Genomic DNA, 14,270 nt, shown 5'->3' on the forward strand with positions numbered 1-14,270 from the left:
ACGGCGGCGCGGTGCCCGCCGATCCGGGCAAGACGAACGGCGCGGCCCCGGCTAGCGGCAGCTCCACCTATACGATCAAGCTCCCCGATGTGGGTGAGGGGGTCACCGAAGCCGAGTTCGTGGAGCTGCACGTCAAGGTCGGCGACACGGTCGAGCCCGATCAGAACCTCGCCGACGTGATGACCGACAAGGCCACGGTCGAGATTCCCAGCCCTAGAGCAGGCAAGGTCACCTGGATCGGGGCCTCGGTCGGCGAGACGATCGCTGTGGGAGCCGAGATCATCAAGCTGGAGGTTGCGGGCGGCGCAGGCGCCGAACCCGCTTCTCAGGCATCTCAGTCTGCGGAAGATGCACCCGCTGCTCCGAAAGCTGCCGCCCCCGCGCCTACCTCCTCACCACAGACTTCTTCAAGCCAGCCTGCGGACCGCAAGGCCCTCGCCAGAAGCGCAGCGCGCCAGGCCCTCACTGGCGGCGCTGCGCCCGCGCCTACCCAGGCCCGCCGCCCGGTGACCCGCCAGGGCAAGCCGCTCGCCTCTCCGGCGGTGCGCGGCCGTGCCAGGGATCAGGGCATCGACCTCCACCAGGTCGAGGGCACCGGCCCCGAGGGACGCATCCTCGACGCGGACCTTCACGCCTTCCAGAGCGCTCCGGCTGGCGCTGCTCCGCAAGCGGACGACAGCGTCGAGAAGATCAAGGTCATAGGCCTCAGGCGCAAGATCGCCGAGAAGATGCAGGAGGCCAAGCGCCACATCCCCCACATCACCTATGTGGACGAGGTCGATATGACGGCGCTCGAAGAGCTTCGTCAGCATATGAACAAAACCAAGGGAAAGGACCAGCCCAAGCTGACCATCCTGCCCTTCATCACCACCGCCATCGTCCGCGCGGTGGAGGACTTCCCCCAGATGAACGCCCGCTACGACGACGAGGCGGGGGTGATCCAGCGCTTCAAAGCGGCCCATATCGGCATTGCGACGCAGACGGATAACGGCCTCATGGTCCCCGTCATGCGCCACGCCGAGACGATGGACGTCTACCACATGGCCGACGAAGTCGTCCGTCTGTCGGGCGCTGCCCGCGACGGCTCGGCCAAGCGGGAGGAGCTTTCAGGCTCCACCATCACCATCACCTCGCTCGGCCCGATCGGCGGGGTCACCACCACGCCGATCATCAACCGCCCCGAAGTGGCGATCGTCGGCCCGAACAAGATCCAGACCCTGCCCCGTTTCAACGCCCACGGACAGGTCGAGGCGAGGAAGATCATGAACCTCTCCTCCAGCTTCGACCACCGCATCATCGACGGCTACGAGGCCGCCGAGTTCGTGCAGAAGATCAAGGGCTATCTGGAGTTCCCGGCGACCTTGTTCGTCTGAGTGCGCAAGAGTTCGTAGTCCGGGCCGAAGGCTTGACGGAGAAGCGCCTTCGCCTCCGGATAGGCTTCGATGGTCGCCGTGGTGACCATCGGCGCGGTGCCGTGCCAAGGAAGTCCCGCCCCCTCGTTCATCATGCGCCTGAAACCTTCCGCGTCCTCCCTTTTGGGAACACGGTGACCGGCATGCCCAAAGCCTTCGATCTCGCTGTTGCTCGATAAGGGTAGACCGAGACTTTCCTCCACCCGGCGAATGTCGGGCCCGAACTCCTCGAGGCGTAGCACCGCAGGCAAGCCGCGGGGCAGGTTCTTCTCGTAGAGGTTCGCCTGCCGCGCCTCATGCCCCTCGAGATAGCGGTGGTCCGCCTGCGCCAGGAACCGCAGAAAATCGGCGAAGGGGAGGGGGGTGTCGTAGGTGCTGCCCAGCCCCATCTCCTGAACAATCCGCTCACGGACCGCCCTTCGGTGGTCGCGGGGATCGTCGGCGACTTCGGCATTGTGAAGCTGAAGATAGCTAGCGAAGGCCCGCTCGCCCGGATCACGCATCAGTTTGTAGACGGGTTTGTCGCGCAGAGCCTGCTCCAGGCCGTCCAGGTAACCCGTCCGCCTGAAGAGGATATCCTGCTCGTAGCGGTGGACGAACGGATCGTAGTCCTTCGCCCGATCGAGCAGCCCGGCATGGTGAAGAAACCAGGCCGTACCGAGGGTCGAGCCTGCCCGCTGCGAAGTGATCAGAACGAAGGGCGCGTTCTCGTGCCACAGAGGCACGCGGTGGTGCTCCCTATACCCCTCATGGGGAAAGCGCATGCGCCACCGCGCCGACAGCGCGTTGAGGCGGTTCGCCGGAACGCCGAGCCGCGCGGCAATCTTCGAAAGGCGGCCCGGCAAGGGGTCAGGCCGTCGCTTTGTAAAGCTCGCGGCCGATCAGCATGCGGCGTACCTCGGAGGTGCCAGCACCGATCTCGTAGAGCTTGGCGTCGCGCAGCAGGCGGCCCGTCGGGTACTCGTTAATATAGCCGTTGCCGCCGAGGATCTGGATGGCATCGAGCGCCACCTGAGTCGCCTTCTCCGCCGCGTACAGAATGACGCCCGCCGCATCCTGCCGCGTGGTCTCGCCCCGGTCGCAGGCGGCGTTCACCGCGTAAACGTAGGCACGGCAAGCATTCATCGTGGAGTACATGTCGGCCACCTTACCCTGGATGAGCTGGAACTCGCCGATGGGCGTGCCGAACTGCTTGCGTTCGTGGATATAGGGCAGGACCACGTCCATGGCCGCCTGCATGATGCCGATGGAGCCCGCGGCCAGCACGGCGCGTTCGTAGTCCAGACCGCTCATCAGCACGCGGACGCCTTGGCCGACGCCGCCCATGACGTTCTCCTCGGGCACCTCGCAGTCCTCGAAGACCAGCTCGCAGGTGTTCGAGCCGCGCATGCCGAGCTTGTCGAGCTTCTGAGCGGTGGAGAATCCTTTCATGCCGCGCTCGATCAGGAAGGCCGTGATGCCCTTGGGGCCGAGATCCGGGTCGGTCTTGGCGTAGACCACCAGCGTGTCGGCGTTGGGACCGTTCGTGATCCACATCTTGTTGCCGTTGAGGACGTAGTGGTCGCCCTTCTTCTCCGCCTTGAGCCGCATAGAGACGACGTCGGACCCCGCGCCCGGCTCGGACATGGCGAGCGCCCCTACGTGCTCGCCGGAGATGAGCTTGGGCAGGTACTTCGCCTTCTGCTCCGGGCTTCCGTTGAGGTTGATCTGGTTCACGCAGAGGTTCGAGTGCGCGCCGTAGGAGAGGCCGATGGATGCCGAGCCCCGGCTCACCTCTTCCATGACGACAGCATGGGCGAGATAGCCCATCCCAGCGCCGCCATACTCTTCCGAGGCGGTGATACCGAGGATGCCGATGTCCCCCATCTCCTTCCAGAGATGGGCGGGGAAGTCGTTCTTCTCGTCGGTCTCGGCGGCGATGGGGGCCACGCGGTCGTCCACGAAGCGGGCGACCATGTCGCGCACTTCCCTGATCTCCTCGGGCAGGCCGAAATCGAGGCCTCTGAAGCTGTTCTGCATGGGGCGTCCTCCTGGAGGCTTATTATTCTGAGCGCTTGTGCAGGGTTAGGGCGAAGGGTGCAATGCGGTGGGGGGTCAGAAGCGTTTGTCGATACCAGCCTGTTTCATGGTCTCGTTGGCCGTGTGTCGGGACTTCGATCGAGAGACGAGCACCACCTTGCGGTCGCTATCTCTGATCCACTTCTCGTGCGAGCCTTTACCAGGTTTCCAGTAGCGAAAACCTTCGTCCCGAAGCGCCGCGATCATCTGTTTGTAGAAGCCTTCGACCATGCCCGGATCTCCAATCGAGCATATTCTACCTGCGGGTGTGGAAGGGCGACTAGAGCTAGTTCTCCACGCAATCGGGGAGAAATGCACAATCTGTGGATAGTTATGCAGCCTCAGCGGGCCGCTTGAACACAATAGTCGGCATCAATTCCTGAAGGCTCCTGGTCGGGTCGATCCCGCCGCCCCAGTGATTGGCTACGATCAGATCGAATGCGGCATCAGCCAGCACTTCTTCGAACTCGTCCAGCGTGTCCGTCTCGATCACGAGCCCGATGATGTCGCTGTTCGAGCACCAAACCTGGGCCTCAGGGTCCCAAAACGCTTCAACGGTGAACTTCGTCCTCTGGTCCATCGAGCGCCTCCTATCGGATAATCCGCCTCCGTAGAGCATTATGCAAGTCGTATAAACAAGCTGTGTGTGCGGGCTGGCACTCTGCGGCAAAACCGTTACACCCCTGGCAAAACAAACCAAAGGGAGCGTCCGTGCCGATCATCGAGAGCAAGCTCGAGACCGCGAGCGAGGAGTACCGCCGCCGGTACGGTGAGATGCAGCCGCTCCTGGATGAGCTGCGCACCCGCGTCGCCGAGGCGAAGGAGGGCGGCGGGGAGGAGCGCAACGCTCGCCACAAAAAGCGCGGCAAGCTTCTCGCAAGGGAGCGGGTCAATGCGCTCCTCGACCCCGGTGCGGACTTCCTCGAGCTCGGCCAGCTAGCCGCCAACGGCATGTATTCCGGCGACATCCACGCGGCGGGGATCGTTGCGGGCATCGGCACCGTGTCAGGTCGGCAGTGCCTGATCGCCGCCAACGACCCCACGGTGAAGGGCGGCACCTACCACCCCATGACCGTGAAGAAGCACCTTCGCGCGCAAGAGATCGCCGAGGAGAACCGCCTGCCCTGCGTCTACCTCGTGGAATCGGGCGGCGCCTTCCTGCCGATGCAGGACGAGGTCTTTCCCGACAAGGACGATTTCGGGCGCATCTTCTACAACCAGGCCCGGATGAGCGCGCAGGGCATTCCCCAGATCTCCGTGGTGCACGGATCGTCCACTGCCGGCGGTGCCTATGTGCCTGCCATGTCCGACGAGACGGTGATCGTGAAAAAGCAGGGGACGATCTTCCTTGCCGGTCCGCCGCTCGTCAAGGCAGCCACCTCCGAAGTGGTGAGCGCCGAGGAGCTGGGCGGCGGCGATGTCCACACCCGCATCTCCGGCGTTTCGGACCACCTCGCCGATAATGATCGCCACGCGCTGGCCATTGCGCGGGAGATCGTTGCGACCCTACCGCAGGGGGCGAATGCCGACGAAGAGTTCGAGTTCGACGAGCCGCTCTACCCACAAGAAGAGCTGCGCGGCTGCGCCGAGACGGACCTTCGTATGCCCTTCGATGTCAAGGAGATCATCGCACGGATCATCGACGGCTCGCGCTTCACCGAGTTCAAGGCTCGCTACGGCGAAACCCTGGTCTGCGGCTTCGCCGAGATCGAGGGGCAGAAGGTCGGCATCCTGGGCAATAACGGCGTGCTCTTCGCCGAAAGCGCGCAGAAGGGCGCGCACTTCATCGAGCTCTGTTGCGCCCGGAAGATACCGCTCCTCTTCCTACAGAACATCACCGGCTTCATGGTGGGCAAGGATGCGGAGCATGGCGGCATCGCCAAGCACGGTGCCAAGATGGTCACGGCTGTCTCCTGCGCCAACGTTCCAAAGGTGACGGTCATCGTCGGCGGCTCCTACGGCGCCGGAAACTACGGCATGTGCGGCAGGGCCTACGGGCCGCGCTTCTTGTTTATGTGGCCGAACGCCCGCATCTCCGTCATGGGCGGCTCGGCGGCGGCCAACGTCCTCGCCACGGTGCGAGAGGGCGCGATGGAGGCCAAGGGCCAGTCGTGGACGGAGGAGGAGCGTGCCGTCTTCAAGCGCCCCATCGAGGAGCAGTTCGAGGAGCAGGGCTCGCCCTACTACTCCACCGCAAGGCTCTGGGACGACGGCATCATCGACCCCGCCGACACTCGCCGTGTGGTAGGCCTAGCCTTCCGCGCCGCCATGGGCGCACCGATCGAAGAAACACGCTTCGGCGTGTTCAGGATGTAGGCTGATGTTTAGCAAAATCCTTATCGCCAACAGAGGCGAGATCGCTTGCCGCGTCATCAAGACCGCCCGTCGGTTGGGCGTGAAGACGGTCGCCGTCTACTCCGACGCCGACGCCAAGGCGCTCCATGTGCGCATCGCGGACGAGGCTTACCGCATCGGCCCGCCGCCCGCGTCGGAGAGCTACCTCCTCGGCGATGAGATCATCCGTATCGCGAAGGAGGCAGAAGCGGAAGCGATCCATCCCGGCTACGGCTTCCTGTCGGAGAACGCGGGCTTCTCCCGTGCCTGCGACGAGGCGGGCATCACCTTCATCGGGCCGAAACCCAAGACCGTAGAGCTGATGGGCTCCAAGGCCCTCGCCAAGCAGCTTATGGAGGAGGCGGGCGTGCCGCTTCTTCCCGGCTATCAGGGTGAGGATCAGTCGCTGGCCACCTTCAAGGCCGAGGCTGAGCGTATCGGCTACCCTGTGCTGCTCAAGGCTGCGGCTGGCGGCGGCGGCAAGGGAATGCGGATCGTCGAACGGGCTGAGGACCTCGAAGGCGAGCTCGAAAGCGCCAAGCGCGAGGCCAAGTCCGCCTTCGGCGATGACCGCTTCATCGTGGAGAAGTTCCTCGCCGCCCCCCGCCACGTCGAGGTGCAGGTCTTCGGCGACACCCACGGCAACATCGTCCACCTCTTCGAGCGCGATTGCTCCGTTCAAAGGCGCTATCAGAAGGTGGTCGAGGAGGCTCCCGCGCCGGACCTGCCGGACGATGTGCGGGCCGAGCTTCACCGCGCCGCTGTCGAGGCTGCCCGCAAGGTGGACTATATCGGTGCGGGTACGGTAGAGTTCCTCTATGACGGCGCGAACGGCGTCTACTTCATGGAGATGAACACCCGGCTCCAGGTCGAGCACCCCGTCACCGAGGAGATCACTGGCCAGGACCTCGTCGAGTGGCAGCTCCGCGTCGCAGCAGGGGAGAAGCTGCCCCTCAGCCAAGACGAGCTGTCGGTTGAAGGGCACGCCGTCGAGGCTCGTCTTTACGCGGAAGACCCCTACCAGAACTACCTGCCGCAAACCGGCAGGCTGCTCGCCTTCGACGCCTTCGAGGAGGATTACGGCCTCCGCGTCGATACCGGCGTCGAGGCGGGGGATGCGATCACCAGCTTCTACGACCCGATGATCGCCAAGGTCATCGCCTGGCGCGAGACCCGCGAGGAGGCCTGTGACGCCCTGGCGGTAGGTCTTGCCAGCCTCGAGTTCAAGGGTTTTGGGACCAACCGCGACCAGCTCGTCCGCATCTTACAGGACGAAGGCTTCGCGGAGAGCGTTCCGACCACGAAATTTCTGCCCGACCGGCCTGAGCTGTCCGAACCCGCCGAGCTCTCGAACCTGGAGCTTACCGCCGCGGCGGTCTTCTGCCACCTGGACGACGACTTCGCCATCACGAGCTTCTTTGGCGAGACCTTCGGCTTCCGCCTCAACGCGCCTTCGGCGGTTACCTATGTGCTCGAGAACCAAGGCGAGCCGGTGCCGGTCACCCTGCGCAGCGGGGCGGACGGCCAGACCGCGGAGATCGGTGAGCGGACGGTCTCCTTCGCCGTCACCGAGCCCGAAGAAGGCGTGGCGCGCATCGCGGTCGGCGGCGAGACGCTCGACCTCTATGCGGGTCGAGACGACGCGGAAGGAGAGGGCGGCGTCGCCCTCGAAACCTCCGTAGGCGTCTTCTATGTCCGAAGCTACGACCCGTTCGAGGGCGCCGGCGCTGCGGACGGCGCGGAGGCGGCGCTCTCCTCACCCATGCCCGCCACGGTGACGAACGTGCTGGTGTCGGAAGGGGATGAGGTTGAGGCGGGCCAGCCGCTTCTGACCCTGGAGGCAATGAAGATGGAGACGGTCATCAAGGCGCCCCACCGCGGCAAGGTCAGTAAGCTGCATTTTGGAAAGGGCGATAGTGCGGCCAAGGGTGCGCTGCTGCTAGATTTGGAAGAGGCATCCTCTTAAACCGTCATCCCGGAAAGCGCATCAGCGCTTATCCGAGACCCATGGCCTGCGGGTGGCCATGGAAACAACGGCATCACATGCTTGCGGCGTAGATCCATGGGTCCCGGATAGCCTTTGGCTTCCGGGATGACGGCCGGTGCCTACTCACACACTTTTTTCGTCGTCCGCGAGATGCTGCCGTCGGCCAGCACGACCCGTTGGCTCACATCCTCGCAGGCTGCCTCCTGCTGGTGGCGCCTAATTGCCAGGCTCGCGGCAAGAGCAATCGCGATGGTCAGCACGAGGACAGTACCGCGCCAGCCTTTGAAAAGGTCCGCCAGGCGTTCGGGCATCTCGCTACTCCAACCTGTTCCGGTCACGGAAGGTGATGATCTGCAGCTTGTCCTCGCCTACATGCTCGGCGACGGCTCGGTCGAGCTCGATGCGGGAGAAGCGGAACCACTCATTGTCCTCTAGCATGCGACACGTCTCGCCTGCGACCCCTGCCATGGCGAGGAGGTAGGTGATGATGGCGAAGGCGAGGCCCGAGCCCACGGCCAGCCAGAACTCCTCGGCCGCGCGCTCGGGGAAGAGCTGCGCCGAGGCGAAACCGCCGACCAGGACGATGGCGCAGGTCAGGACGAACCCGCCTGCGGAGTACAGCGTCGCGTTGCGGTTCGCCTGGTACATCTGGTTGCGCACCAGACGCTCGGACAGAAGAAGCCTTTGCGCCAGCCAGTGATAGGCGAGGGTCCAGGCGGCGGCTTCCTCCTTCAGCTCCTCGACCTGGTTCATGCGCTTGTTGCGCTCGACATTCAGGGCCTGGCGCTTGGCCACCTGAAAGTTCTGGTTGAGCTGCGAAAAGCGGCTGGTGATCGTGTTGTCGAAGCCCAGGAGGTTTCGCTGCTGCGCGAACTTGTAGGGCCACTGATAGATCAGCATCAGCACGAAGACGCCGAGGAGCGCCGCCAGCGGCCATCCCAAGACGTCCGCCGAGCGCTCGCCGATCATCGGCAGCTCCACCGTATCCTTCGGCAGCATGTCGTGGATGAGCAGCGCCAGCCCCGCCGACAGCGAGGCCACCAGCGGCGTGTACCAGAGCAGTAGCCTACGCGCATTGTCGTTCAGCACCTTTCGGAACTCAGTCGTCCAGGCGGCAAAACCGGCATCCTCCGAACCCTCCTGCACACCGAGCGCCGCTTCGAGCTCGGCCCGTTCCACCTCCTCGTAGAACAAGGAGCCGGGCGGGAAGAGGGTGAAGGGGCGTGAGAAATAGGTGTCCGACGCCCGCACTAGCTTCCTCGCCTCATCGACGTCGAACTCCGACGCCGAGACCACGGGCAGCTTGGGCCGGCCGATCTCGCGGAACAGGAACGTGTAGGGCCTGGCGGGTGTCACCTCGACCTTCGCGCTGCCCCCCGCGCTTGACGCCGCGTCCGCAAGAGCGTTCCCAGAGGCCTTGCGGACGGCCGTGCCGCTATAGCCGAAGAGCCGGGCGATGAGACGGGGAATGAAAAGAAGAATGCGAATAAGCGCTGCCATGCTTAACAGATTGACATCTCACCGCCCAAACACAAGCCACGAGCGGAGGATAAGGCCATGAGAACCAGTCTCGAAGGCAAAACGGCCCTTGTGACAGGCGCCACCTCCGGCATCGGTGCTGCTACGGCGGAGCGGCTGGTGGGCCTTGGCGCCAGGGTCATCGGGACGGGAAGGCGAGGCGAGCGGCTCGAAGCCATGCGGGCGCTTTTGGGAGAGGACTTCCGCCACGCCCGCCTGGACATGACCGACGCGAAGGCGATTAGGAACTTCGCGGGCGACCTCCCCCATGCTCCCGACATCCTGATCAACAATGCCGGTCTGGCGCTCGGTCTTTCGGGCGCCGACGAGGCGAGCCTTGAGGACTGGGACCGGATGATCGACACCAATATCCGCGGCCTCGTCCATTTGACCCGCGCGCTTCTGCCGGGGATGAAGGCGCTCGAGCGGGCGGACATCGTCAATATCTCGTCCGTGGCTGGAAGCTACCCCTATCCGGGCGCCAACGTCTACGGAGCGAGTAAGGCCTTCGTGACGCAGTTCTCCCTGAACCTCCGCTCGGACCTCGCCGGATCCAAGGTCCGGGTCTCCTCGGTGGAGCCGGGGCTCACCGAGACCGAGTTCTCCGAGGTGCGCTTCGCCGGGGACAAGGAGAAGGCTGCGAGGGTCTATGAAGGAACGGACAATCTGACGGCGGACGACATCTCCCTGGTCATCGCCGACCTCCTCACCCTGCCGCCGCACATCAACCTCAACCGTGTGGAGATCATGCCGGTGAGCCAGAGCTTCGGTCCGTTCCGCATCGCGCGGGAGGGCTGACATGCTGCAGGAGATCGCCCGCACTTTTTTCGCCGCCTCGATCTTCGGAGCGATCCTGGCCTTTGGCGGCGTCGTGGCGCCCACGGTGATGAAGTACCTGGAGGGGGACGAGGGCGCGAACTTCCTCCGTAGGCTGGTGCCGCGCTACTACTTCTTCCTCGTGGTCACAGGGCTTCTCGGCGCGTTCTCGAGCTGGGAGGAGCCTGCCCAAGCCTTCGGCATGGCGCTGATCGCCGCCACGAGCCTCTTCGTCAGGGAGGTGATGCTGCCCAAGCTCTTCGCCCTACGCGACCGGCAGATGGAGAGCGACCGCGAGGCCTCGGCCAAGTTCGTGCGTATGCGGAGACGGCTCGTCGTGCTGGCGGCAGCGCAGTTTCTGGTCGCAGGCGCGGTGCTGGCGACGATCGCGTGGTAGCTACCTTCCTCCCCCTACCAGGGGGAGGTGCCCGAAGGGCGGAGGGGGACCATCAAGAAGCACCTTCGCAAGTTCCAGCTCCCCCTCGAACCCTAGGGTTCGGTCCCCCTGAAGGGGGACAGGGTCTCTACTCCTCCGCCTGATCCGGGAACCCCACAATATGGAAGCCCGCATCCACGTGTAGCACCTCACCGGTGATCGACTTGCCGAGGTCGGACAGGAGATAGAGCGCGCACCCCGCAACCCCCGCAGGGTCGGTGTCCTCGCGCAGCGGTGCCCAGTCGCGCCCCGCCGACAGAAGCGACCGCCCGCCGGAGATGCCGCCCAAGCTGAGCGTCTTGATCGCCCCCGCCGAGATGGCGTTGCAGCGTATGCCCTTCGGCCCGAGATCCCGCGCGATGTAGCGGGTCGACGCCTCGAGCGCCGCCTTCGCCACGCCCATCACGTTGTAGCTCGGGATCACCCGCTCGGAGCCCAGATAGGTGAGGGTCACGAGCGAGCCCCCCGGCGCCATCATCGGCGCGGCGCGCCTTGCGGCATCGACGAAGCTGAAGGCCGAGATATCCATGGAGCGGGCGAAGTTCTCGCGGCTCGTGTTCTCGACGAAGCTGCCCTTCAGCTCCTCCTTGTCGGAGAAGGCGATGGCGTGGACGAGGCCGTGAAGCTCGCCCCACTCGTCGCGGATCTTGCCGAAGGCCGCCTCCATGCTCTCGTCCGAGGTCACGTCGCAGTGGATCATCAGCTTGACACCGATCTCCTTGGCGAGAGGCCGCACCCGTTTCTCCATGGCCTCGATATAGGTGAAGGCGAGCTCCGCCCCCTGCGCCGCCATCTGCTGGGCGATGGACCAGGCGATGGAGTTCTTGTTGGCGACGCCCATAATCAGGACGCGGCGGCCCTTCATCAGGTCACCTTTAGGGTAGGCTTGCTCGTCGCTCATGGGCTGTCTCCTTCTGCTGGCCTCCCGTTACAGAGGTCCGCCACCAAATCCAAACACCTCTTCAGGGACCGCTTCGCTCACCCACGTGTTCGCCCCCCACGTCAAGCAGGAGGAGCGCCATGTCCGCCGCGCCCCATCTCAGAAATCTCGCCCAGAAGGGCATCGCCGCCGCCGAACGCAGCATCGACCGGCTACGCTACGACATTCTCGGCAGAAAGGACGAGGAGGCCGAGCCGCACATTCTCGCCTATCACGGCTACCGCAACGACAAGCGCCTCATCCTCAAGGGCCGCCTAGTGGAGAGCTGGCCCGGTCATGCGGGGGTCAGCGAGGCCAGCTTCGCCAAGGTGCGCAACATGCTGCGCCTCTATGAGAGCGACGAGCTGCCGGGCGAGAAGGTCGACATCAAGCTGATGGGCGAGACCCATCATCTGGAGAGCGACGGGGAGGGCTACTTTACCCTCGACATCGCCATCGACCGCCCCCTGCCGGAGCGCAGCGAGTGGGAGAAGGCGGAGATCTCGACGCCAGCGCTCGGCGCTGCGACCGTCATCGCCGAGATCCTGGCACCGGGCCGCGAGGTGGGGCTCGCCGTCATCTCCGACATCGACGACACGGTGTTGGAGACGGGAGTGTCGAACTTCCTCGCCAACTGGAAGCGCATCCTGATGGAGATGCCCGAGGAGCGCGTCGTGGTCGAAGGCGCGCCGGAGCTCTACACCATGCTCACCGGCGAGGAGGGTCAGCGCGCGCCGATCTTCTACGTCTCGTCGAGCCCCTGGAACCTCTTCGGCTACCTCGCCCGGTTCATGCAGAAGAAGCAGCTTCCCCAGGGGCCGATGTTCCTTAAGGACTACGGGGTGGACGATGCCAAGTTCATCGCCTCGGCGCATACGGAGCATAAGATCGAGGCCGTGCGCCATATCCTGGAGATGTACCCGAACATGCGTTTCCTATGCATCGGCGATGACGGCGAGAAGGACGTGGACGTCTATGCCGAGGCCTCGAAGGAGCACCCCGAACGGGTCGTCGGCGTCTTCATCCGCGACGTGCACGGAACGGGCCGCTCGGCCCGCCACGATGAGGCACTGCAGGAGCTTCAGGGCCGAGGGATCGAAGTCTATTTCGGCCAGACCCTGGGTGAGGCGCAGGAGGTGGCTGATAGGCTGGGCTTTGGAAGGACGTAGGGCGGCTCCCCTCTGACTGTCTAGGTACGTAGCAACCCCGGCAGCCGCGATGCAGTAGGGTGGACGCGAGCAGCGGCCACCTCGCAGCGGTGGTGCCTGGGGAAGGTGGCCGCCTGCCGGCGTCCACCCTACGGGCTTATCTCCTGCTTACAACTCAACGAAGACCACTTCGTAGGGCGGCCAGCTTCGCTGACCGCCCTACGCTGTTTGGAACTAGTTCCGCTCGCGGTCCGTCCGACGTTCTTGACGCTCCTGCATCCGCAGGCGGAGGACCTGATCGTCGTCGAGGTTGTAGTTCTCGTCGATCTCCTGGTCGGAGAGCTCCTCGAGCCTTGCCTCGGTCAGGTTGTCGGCCACCAGACGGTCGCCTTCCATGCTGAGGGAGGAGAGGGGGAGGGGCACCTCCTTCTCGCCCATGCCGAGGACGCCGCCATGTTCGAGAACGGCGTAGACGGAGGAGCCGAGCTGGACGACCCGGCCGATCTCACCGATCTTCTCACCGTCCTGTCCGTAGACGGTCTTGCCGGAGAGGTCCGCGACCTTGGCTTCGGAGGATTCAGTGTTCTGACGGAACTCGACCCTAGGCTCGCCGACGCGTTTGAACTCGATCTTGGGCTCGCCCTCGATCTTCACCTCAGGCTCGGCGCCGGTGAAGCGGATCGTCGGCTCGGAGCGTTCGACACGGATCTGCGGCTGGGCGCCCGCGCCGGTGCGCTGAACCTCCGCCTCGGGATGACGGACATAGACGTTCGCTTCCGCATCCTGGCCGTCGCGGGCTACCAGGGTCATGCCGTCACGCGCCTCGGGGTTGGAGCGGGCCTTGCGGATGCGGGTCTGGATCTCGCCGCCATCCTCACCGACGGGAGCGGCGTTGAGGTCGAGGTCGATCCGGGGCTCGGGCACGGCCACGCGGACACGGGGCTGGCCCTGGCGCACGGTGATCTTCGGTTCGGCGTTCTCAACACTGACATTGGGGTCTGGCATCACCACCTCAATGATCGGGGCGGGCTGCTCGATGGTGATGGTCGGCATCTGCATGGTGATGATCGGCGCTTGCTCGCGCACCAGGATCTCCGGCTGACCGCCCGAGACGGTGACCTGGGGAGCGCTCTCCTCGACCATCACGGTGGAGGGCTCGTGGTCGATCTCGACGGAAGGCGCGCCGGTCAGAACATCGACCACGCCCTGCACGGCGACGGTCTCGCGCAGGGTCACCTCCTCGCGGACCTGGCGGGTACGCCGATCGACCTCGACCGCCTGGCCGTCCTCTTCGAGCTCCATCTCGTCATCGTCCATGGCGGGCTGTGTGCGCACGGAGCTACCCTCGCGCTGCAGCTCGGTCAGGCGAGCGCGGCAGGCGCGGTCGTCGCCGCGGTTCACGATGGCGAGGATTTCCGGCTCTTCCTGCACCTCATAGGCGTCGGAGCGGTCGACGAAGGTGAAGAGTTCCAGACAGGTATCGGTGACCTGCTGGGGGGTGATCTGGGGCGCGACGGTGGGCTGCGCCGCCGTTAGGGCGGAGCTCAAGAGAGCGGTGGTCAGTAGGGACATGGCTTCCTCCGTTGGAACACGCCAGGGGCGGAAGCGCCCCCGCGCATCTGCAGGAAGAATGGCCCTGGCG

Annotated in this window: 14 protein-coding genes; 6 read left to right on the plus strand and 8 right to left on the minus strand. The window is 64.9% G+C overall.

Annotated features, from left to right (window positions below):
* Positions 1–11: 11 nt before the first annotated feature.
* Positions 12–1,373, plus strand: coding sequence for a dihydrolipoamide acetyltransferase family protein (locus NOG11_RS01290; RefSeq protein WP_370468211.1), 1,362 nt, complete (start codon positions 12–14; stop codon positions 1,371–1,373).
* Here NOG11_RS01290 and NOG11_RS01295 read toward each other — a convergent pair.
* The 4 genes from NOG11_RS01295 to NOG11_RS01310 form a co-directional block, all read right to left on the minus strand.
* A complete protein-coding gene (locus tag NOG11_RS01295) occupies positions 1,340–2,257 on the minus strand; it encodes a hypothetical protein (protein WP_256617816.1) in 918 nt (305 codons plus the stop codon). The genes NOG11_RS01290 and NOG11_RS01295 overlap by 34 nt on opposite strands.
* A 4-nt stretch (positions 2,258–2,261) precedes the next feature.
* Positions 2,262–3,431: an isovaleryl-CoA dehydrogenase gene (locus NOG11_RS01300; RefSeq protein ID WP_256617817.1), complete on the minus strand. Its 1,170-nt coding sequence runs from the start codon at positions 3,429–3,431 to the stop codon at positions 2,262–2,264.
* Between the two features lie 75 nt (positions 3,432–3,506).
* Positions 3,507–3,701, minus strand: coding sequence for a type II toxin-antitoxin system HicA family toxin (locus NOG11_RS01305; RefSeq protein WP_256617818.1), 195 nt, complete (start codon positions 3,699–3,701; stop codon positions 3,507–3,509).
* 100 nt (positions 3,702–3,801) lie between these two features.
* A complete protein-coding gene (locus NOG11_RS01310; RefSeq protein WP_256617819.1) occupies positions 3,802–4,050 on the minus strand; it encodes a DUF1902 domain-containing protein in 249 nt (82 codons plus the stop codon).
* Between the two features lie 131 nt (positions 4,051–4,181).
* Here NOG11_RS01310 and NOG11_RS01315 point away from each other — a divergent pair, with 131 nt between their 5' ends.
* Positions 4,182–5,786, plus strand: a complete 1,605-nt coding sequence (locus tag NOG11_RS01315; RefSeq protein ID WP_370468196.1) for a carboxyl transferase domain-containing protein — start codon at positions 4,182–4,184, stop codon at positions 5,784–5,786.
* A gap of 4 nt (positions 5,787–5,790) precedes the next feature.
* Positions 5,791–7,770, plus strand: coding sequence for an acetyl/propionyl/methylcrotonyl-CoA carboxylase subunit alpha (locus NOG11_RS01320; protein WP_256617820.1), 1,980 nt, complete (start codon positions 5,791–5,793; stop codon positions 7,768–7,770).
* A 140-nt stretch (positions 7,771–7,910) separates the two neighbouring features.
* Here the strand turns inward: NOG11_RS01320 and NOG11_RS01325 are convergent, their stop codons facing one another.
* The gene (locus NOG11_RS01325; RefSeq protein ID WP_256617821.1) at positions 7,911–8,102 is read right to left on the minus strand and encodes a hypothetical protein; all 192 of its coding nucleotides are present in this window, start codon (positions 8,100–8,102) and stop codon (positions 7,911–7,913) included.
* A gap of 4 nt (positions 8,103–8,106) precedes the next feature.
* Positions 8,107–9,291, minus strand: coding sequence for a hypothetical protein (locus tag NOG11_RS01330; protein ID WP_256617822.1), 1,185 nt, complete (start codon positions 9,289–9,291; stop codon positions 8,107–8,109).
* Positions 9,292–9,348: 57 nt separating this feature from the next.
* On the opposite strand from NOG11_RS01330, the gene NOG11_RS01335 reads away from it, so the two are divergent.
* A complete protein-coding gene (locus NOG11_RS01335; RefSeq protein WP_256617823.1) occupies positions 9,349–10,107 on the plus strand; it encodes an SDR family NAD(P)-dependent oxidoreductase in 759 nt (252 codons plus the stop codon).
* A gap of 1 nt (position 10,108) precedes the next feature.
* Positions 10,109–10,522 (plus strand): DUF4149 domain-containing protein, encoded by a 414-nt coding sequence (locus NOG11_RS01340; RefSeq protein WP_256617824.1) that lies wholly within the window; start codon positions 10,109–10,111, stop codon positions 10,520–10,522.
* Between the two features lie 127 nt (positions 10,523–10,649).
* Here the strand turns inward: NOG11_RS01340 and NOG11_RS01345 are convergent, their stop codons facing one another.
* Entirely contained in the window at positions 10,650–11,462 is an 813-nt protein-coding gene (locus NOG11_RS01345) for an enoyl-ACP reductase FabI (protein WP_256617825.1), read from the minus strand.
* 119 nt (positions 11,463–11,581) lie between these two features.
* On the opposite strand from NOG11_RS01345, the gene NOG11_RS01350 reads away from it, so the two are divergent.
* On the plus strand, positions 11,582–12,649 hold the full coding sequence (locus NOG11_RS01350; protein ID WP_256617826.1) for an App1 family protein phosphatidate phosphatase: 1,068 nt from the start codon (positions 11,582–11,584) through the stop codon (positions 12,647–12,649).
* 213 nt (positions 12,650–12,862) lie between these two features.
* On the opposite strand, the gene NOG11_RS01355 is transcribed toward NOG11_RS01350, so the two are convergent.
* On the minus strand, positions 12,863–14,200 hold the full coding sequence (locus NOG11_RS01355; RefSeq protein ID WP_256617827.1) for a PRC-barrel domain-containing protein: 1,338 nt from the start codon (positions 14,198–14,200) through the stop codon (positions 12,863–12,865).
* Positions 14,201–14,270: the final 70 nt, after the last annotated feature.

It is taken from the genome of Parvularcula maris (assembly GCF_024505085.1).
GTDB lineage: Bacteria > Pseudomonadota > Alphaproteobacteria > Caulobacterales > Parvularculaceae > Parvularcula > Parvularcula maris.

Bases quoted from the DNA above. Each gene is read 5' to 3' on its own strand.
- NOG11_RS01305 (WP_256617818.1), bottom strand. From the start codon at position 3,701: ATGGTCGAAGGCTTCTACAAACAGATGATCGCGGCGCTTCGGGACGAA.
- NOG11_RS01350 (WP_256617826.1), top strand. From the start codon at position 11,582: ATGTCCGCCGCGCCCCATCTCAGAAATCTCGCCCAGAAGGGCATCGCC.
- NOG11_RS01325 (WP_256617821.1), bottom strand. From the start codon at position 8,102: ATGCCCGAACGCCTGGCGGACCTTTTCAAAGGCTGGCGCGGTACTGTC.
- NOG11_RS01340 (WP_256617824.1), top strand. From the start codon at position 10,109: ATGCTGCAGGAGATCGCCCGCACTTTTTTCGCCGCCTCGATCTTCGGA.
- NOG11_RS01345 (WP_256617825.1), bottom strand. From the start codon at position 11,462: ATGAGCGACGAGCAAGCCTACCCTAAAGGTGACCTGATGAAGGGCCGC.
- NOG11_RS01300 (WP_256617817.1), bottom strand. From the start codon at position 3,431: ATGCAGAACAGCTTCAGAGGCCTCGATTTCGGCCTGCCCGAGGAGATC.
- NOG11_RS01320 (WP_256617820.1), top strand. From the start codon at position 5,791: ATGTTTAGCAAAATCCTTATCGCCAACAGAGGCGAGATCGCTTGCCGC.
- NOG11_RS01335 (WP_256617823.1), top strand. From the start codon at position 9,349: ATGAGAACCAGTCTCGAAGGCAAAACGGCCCTTGTGACAGGCGCCACC.
- NOG11_RS01355 (WP_256617827.1), bottom strand. From the start codon at position 14,200: ATGTCCCTACTGACCACCGCTCTCTTGAGCTCCGCCCTAACGGCGGCG.
- NOG11_RS01330 (WP_256617822.1), bottom strand. From the start codon at position 9,291: ATGGCAGCGCTTATTCGCATTCTTCTTTTCATTCCCCGTCTCATCGCC.
- NOG11_RS01310 (WP_256617819.1), bottom strand. From the start codon at position 4,050: ATGGACCAGAGGACGAAGTTCACCGTTGAAGCGTTTTGGGACCCTGAG.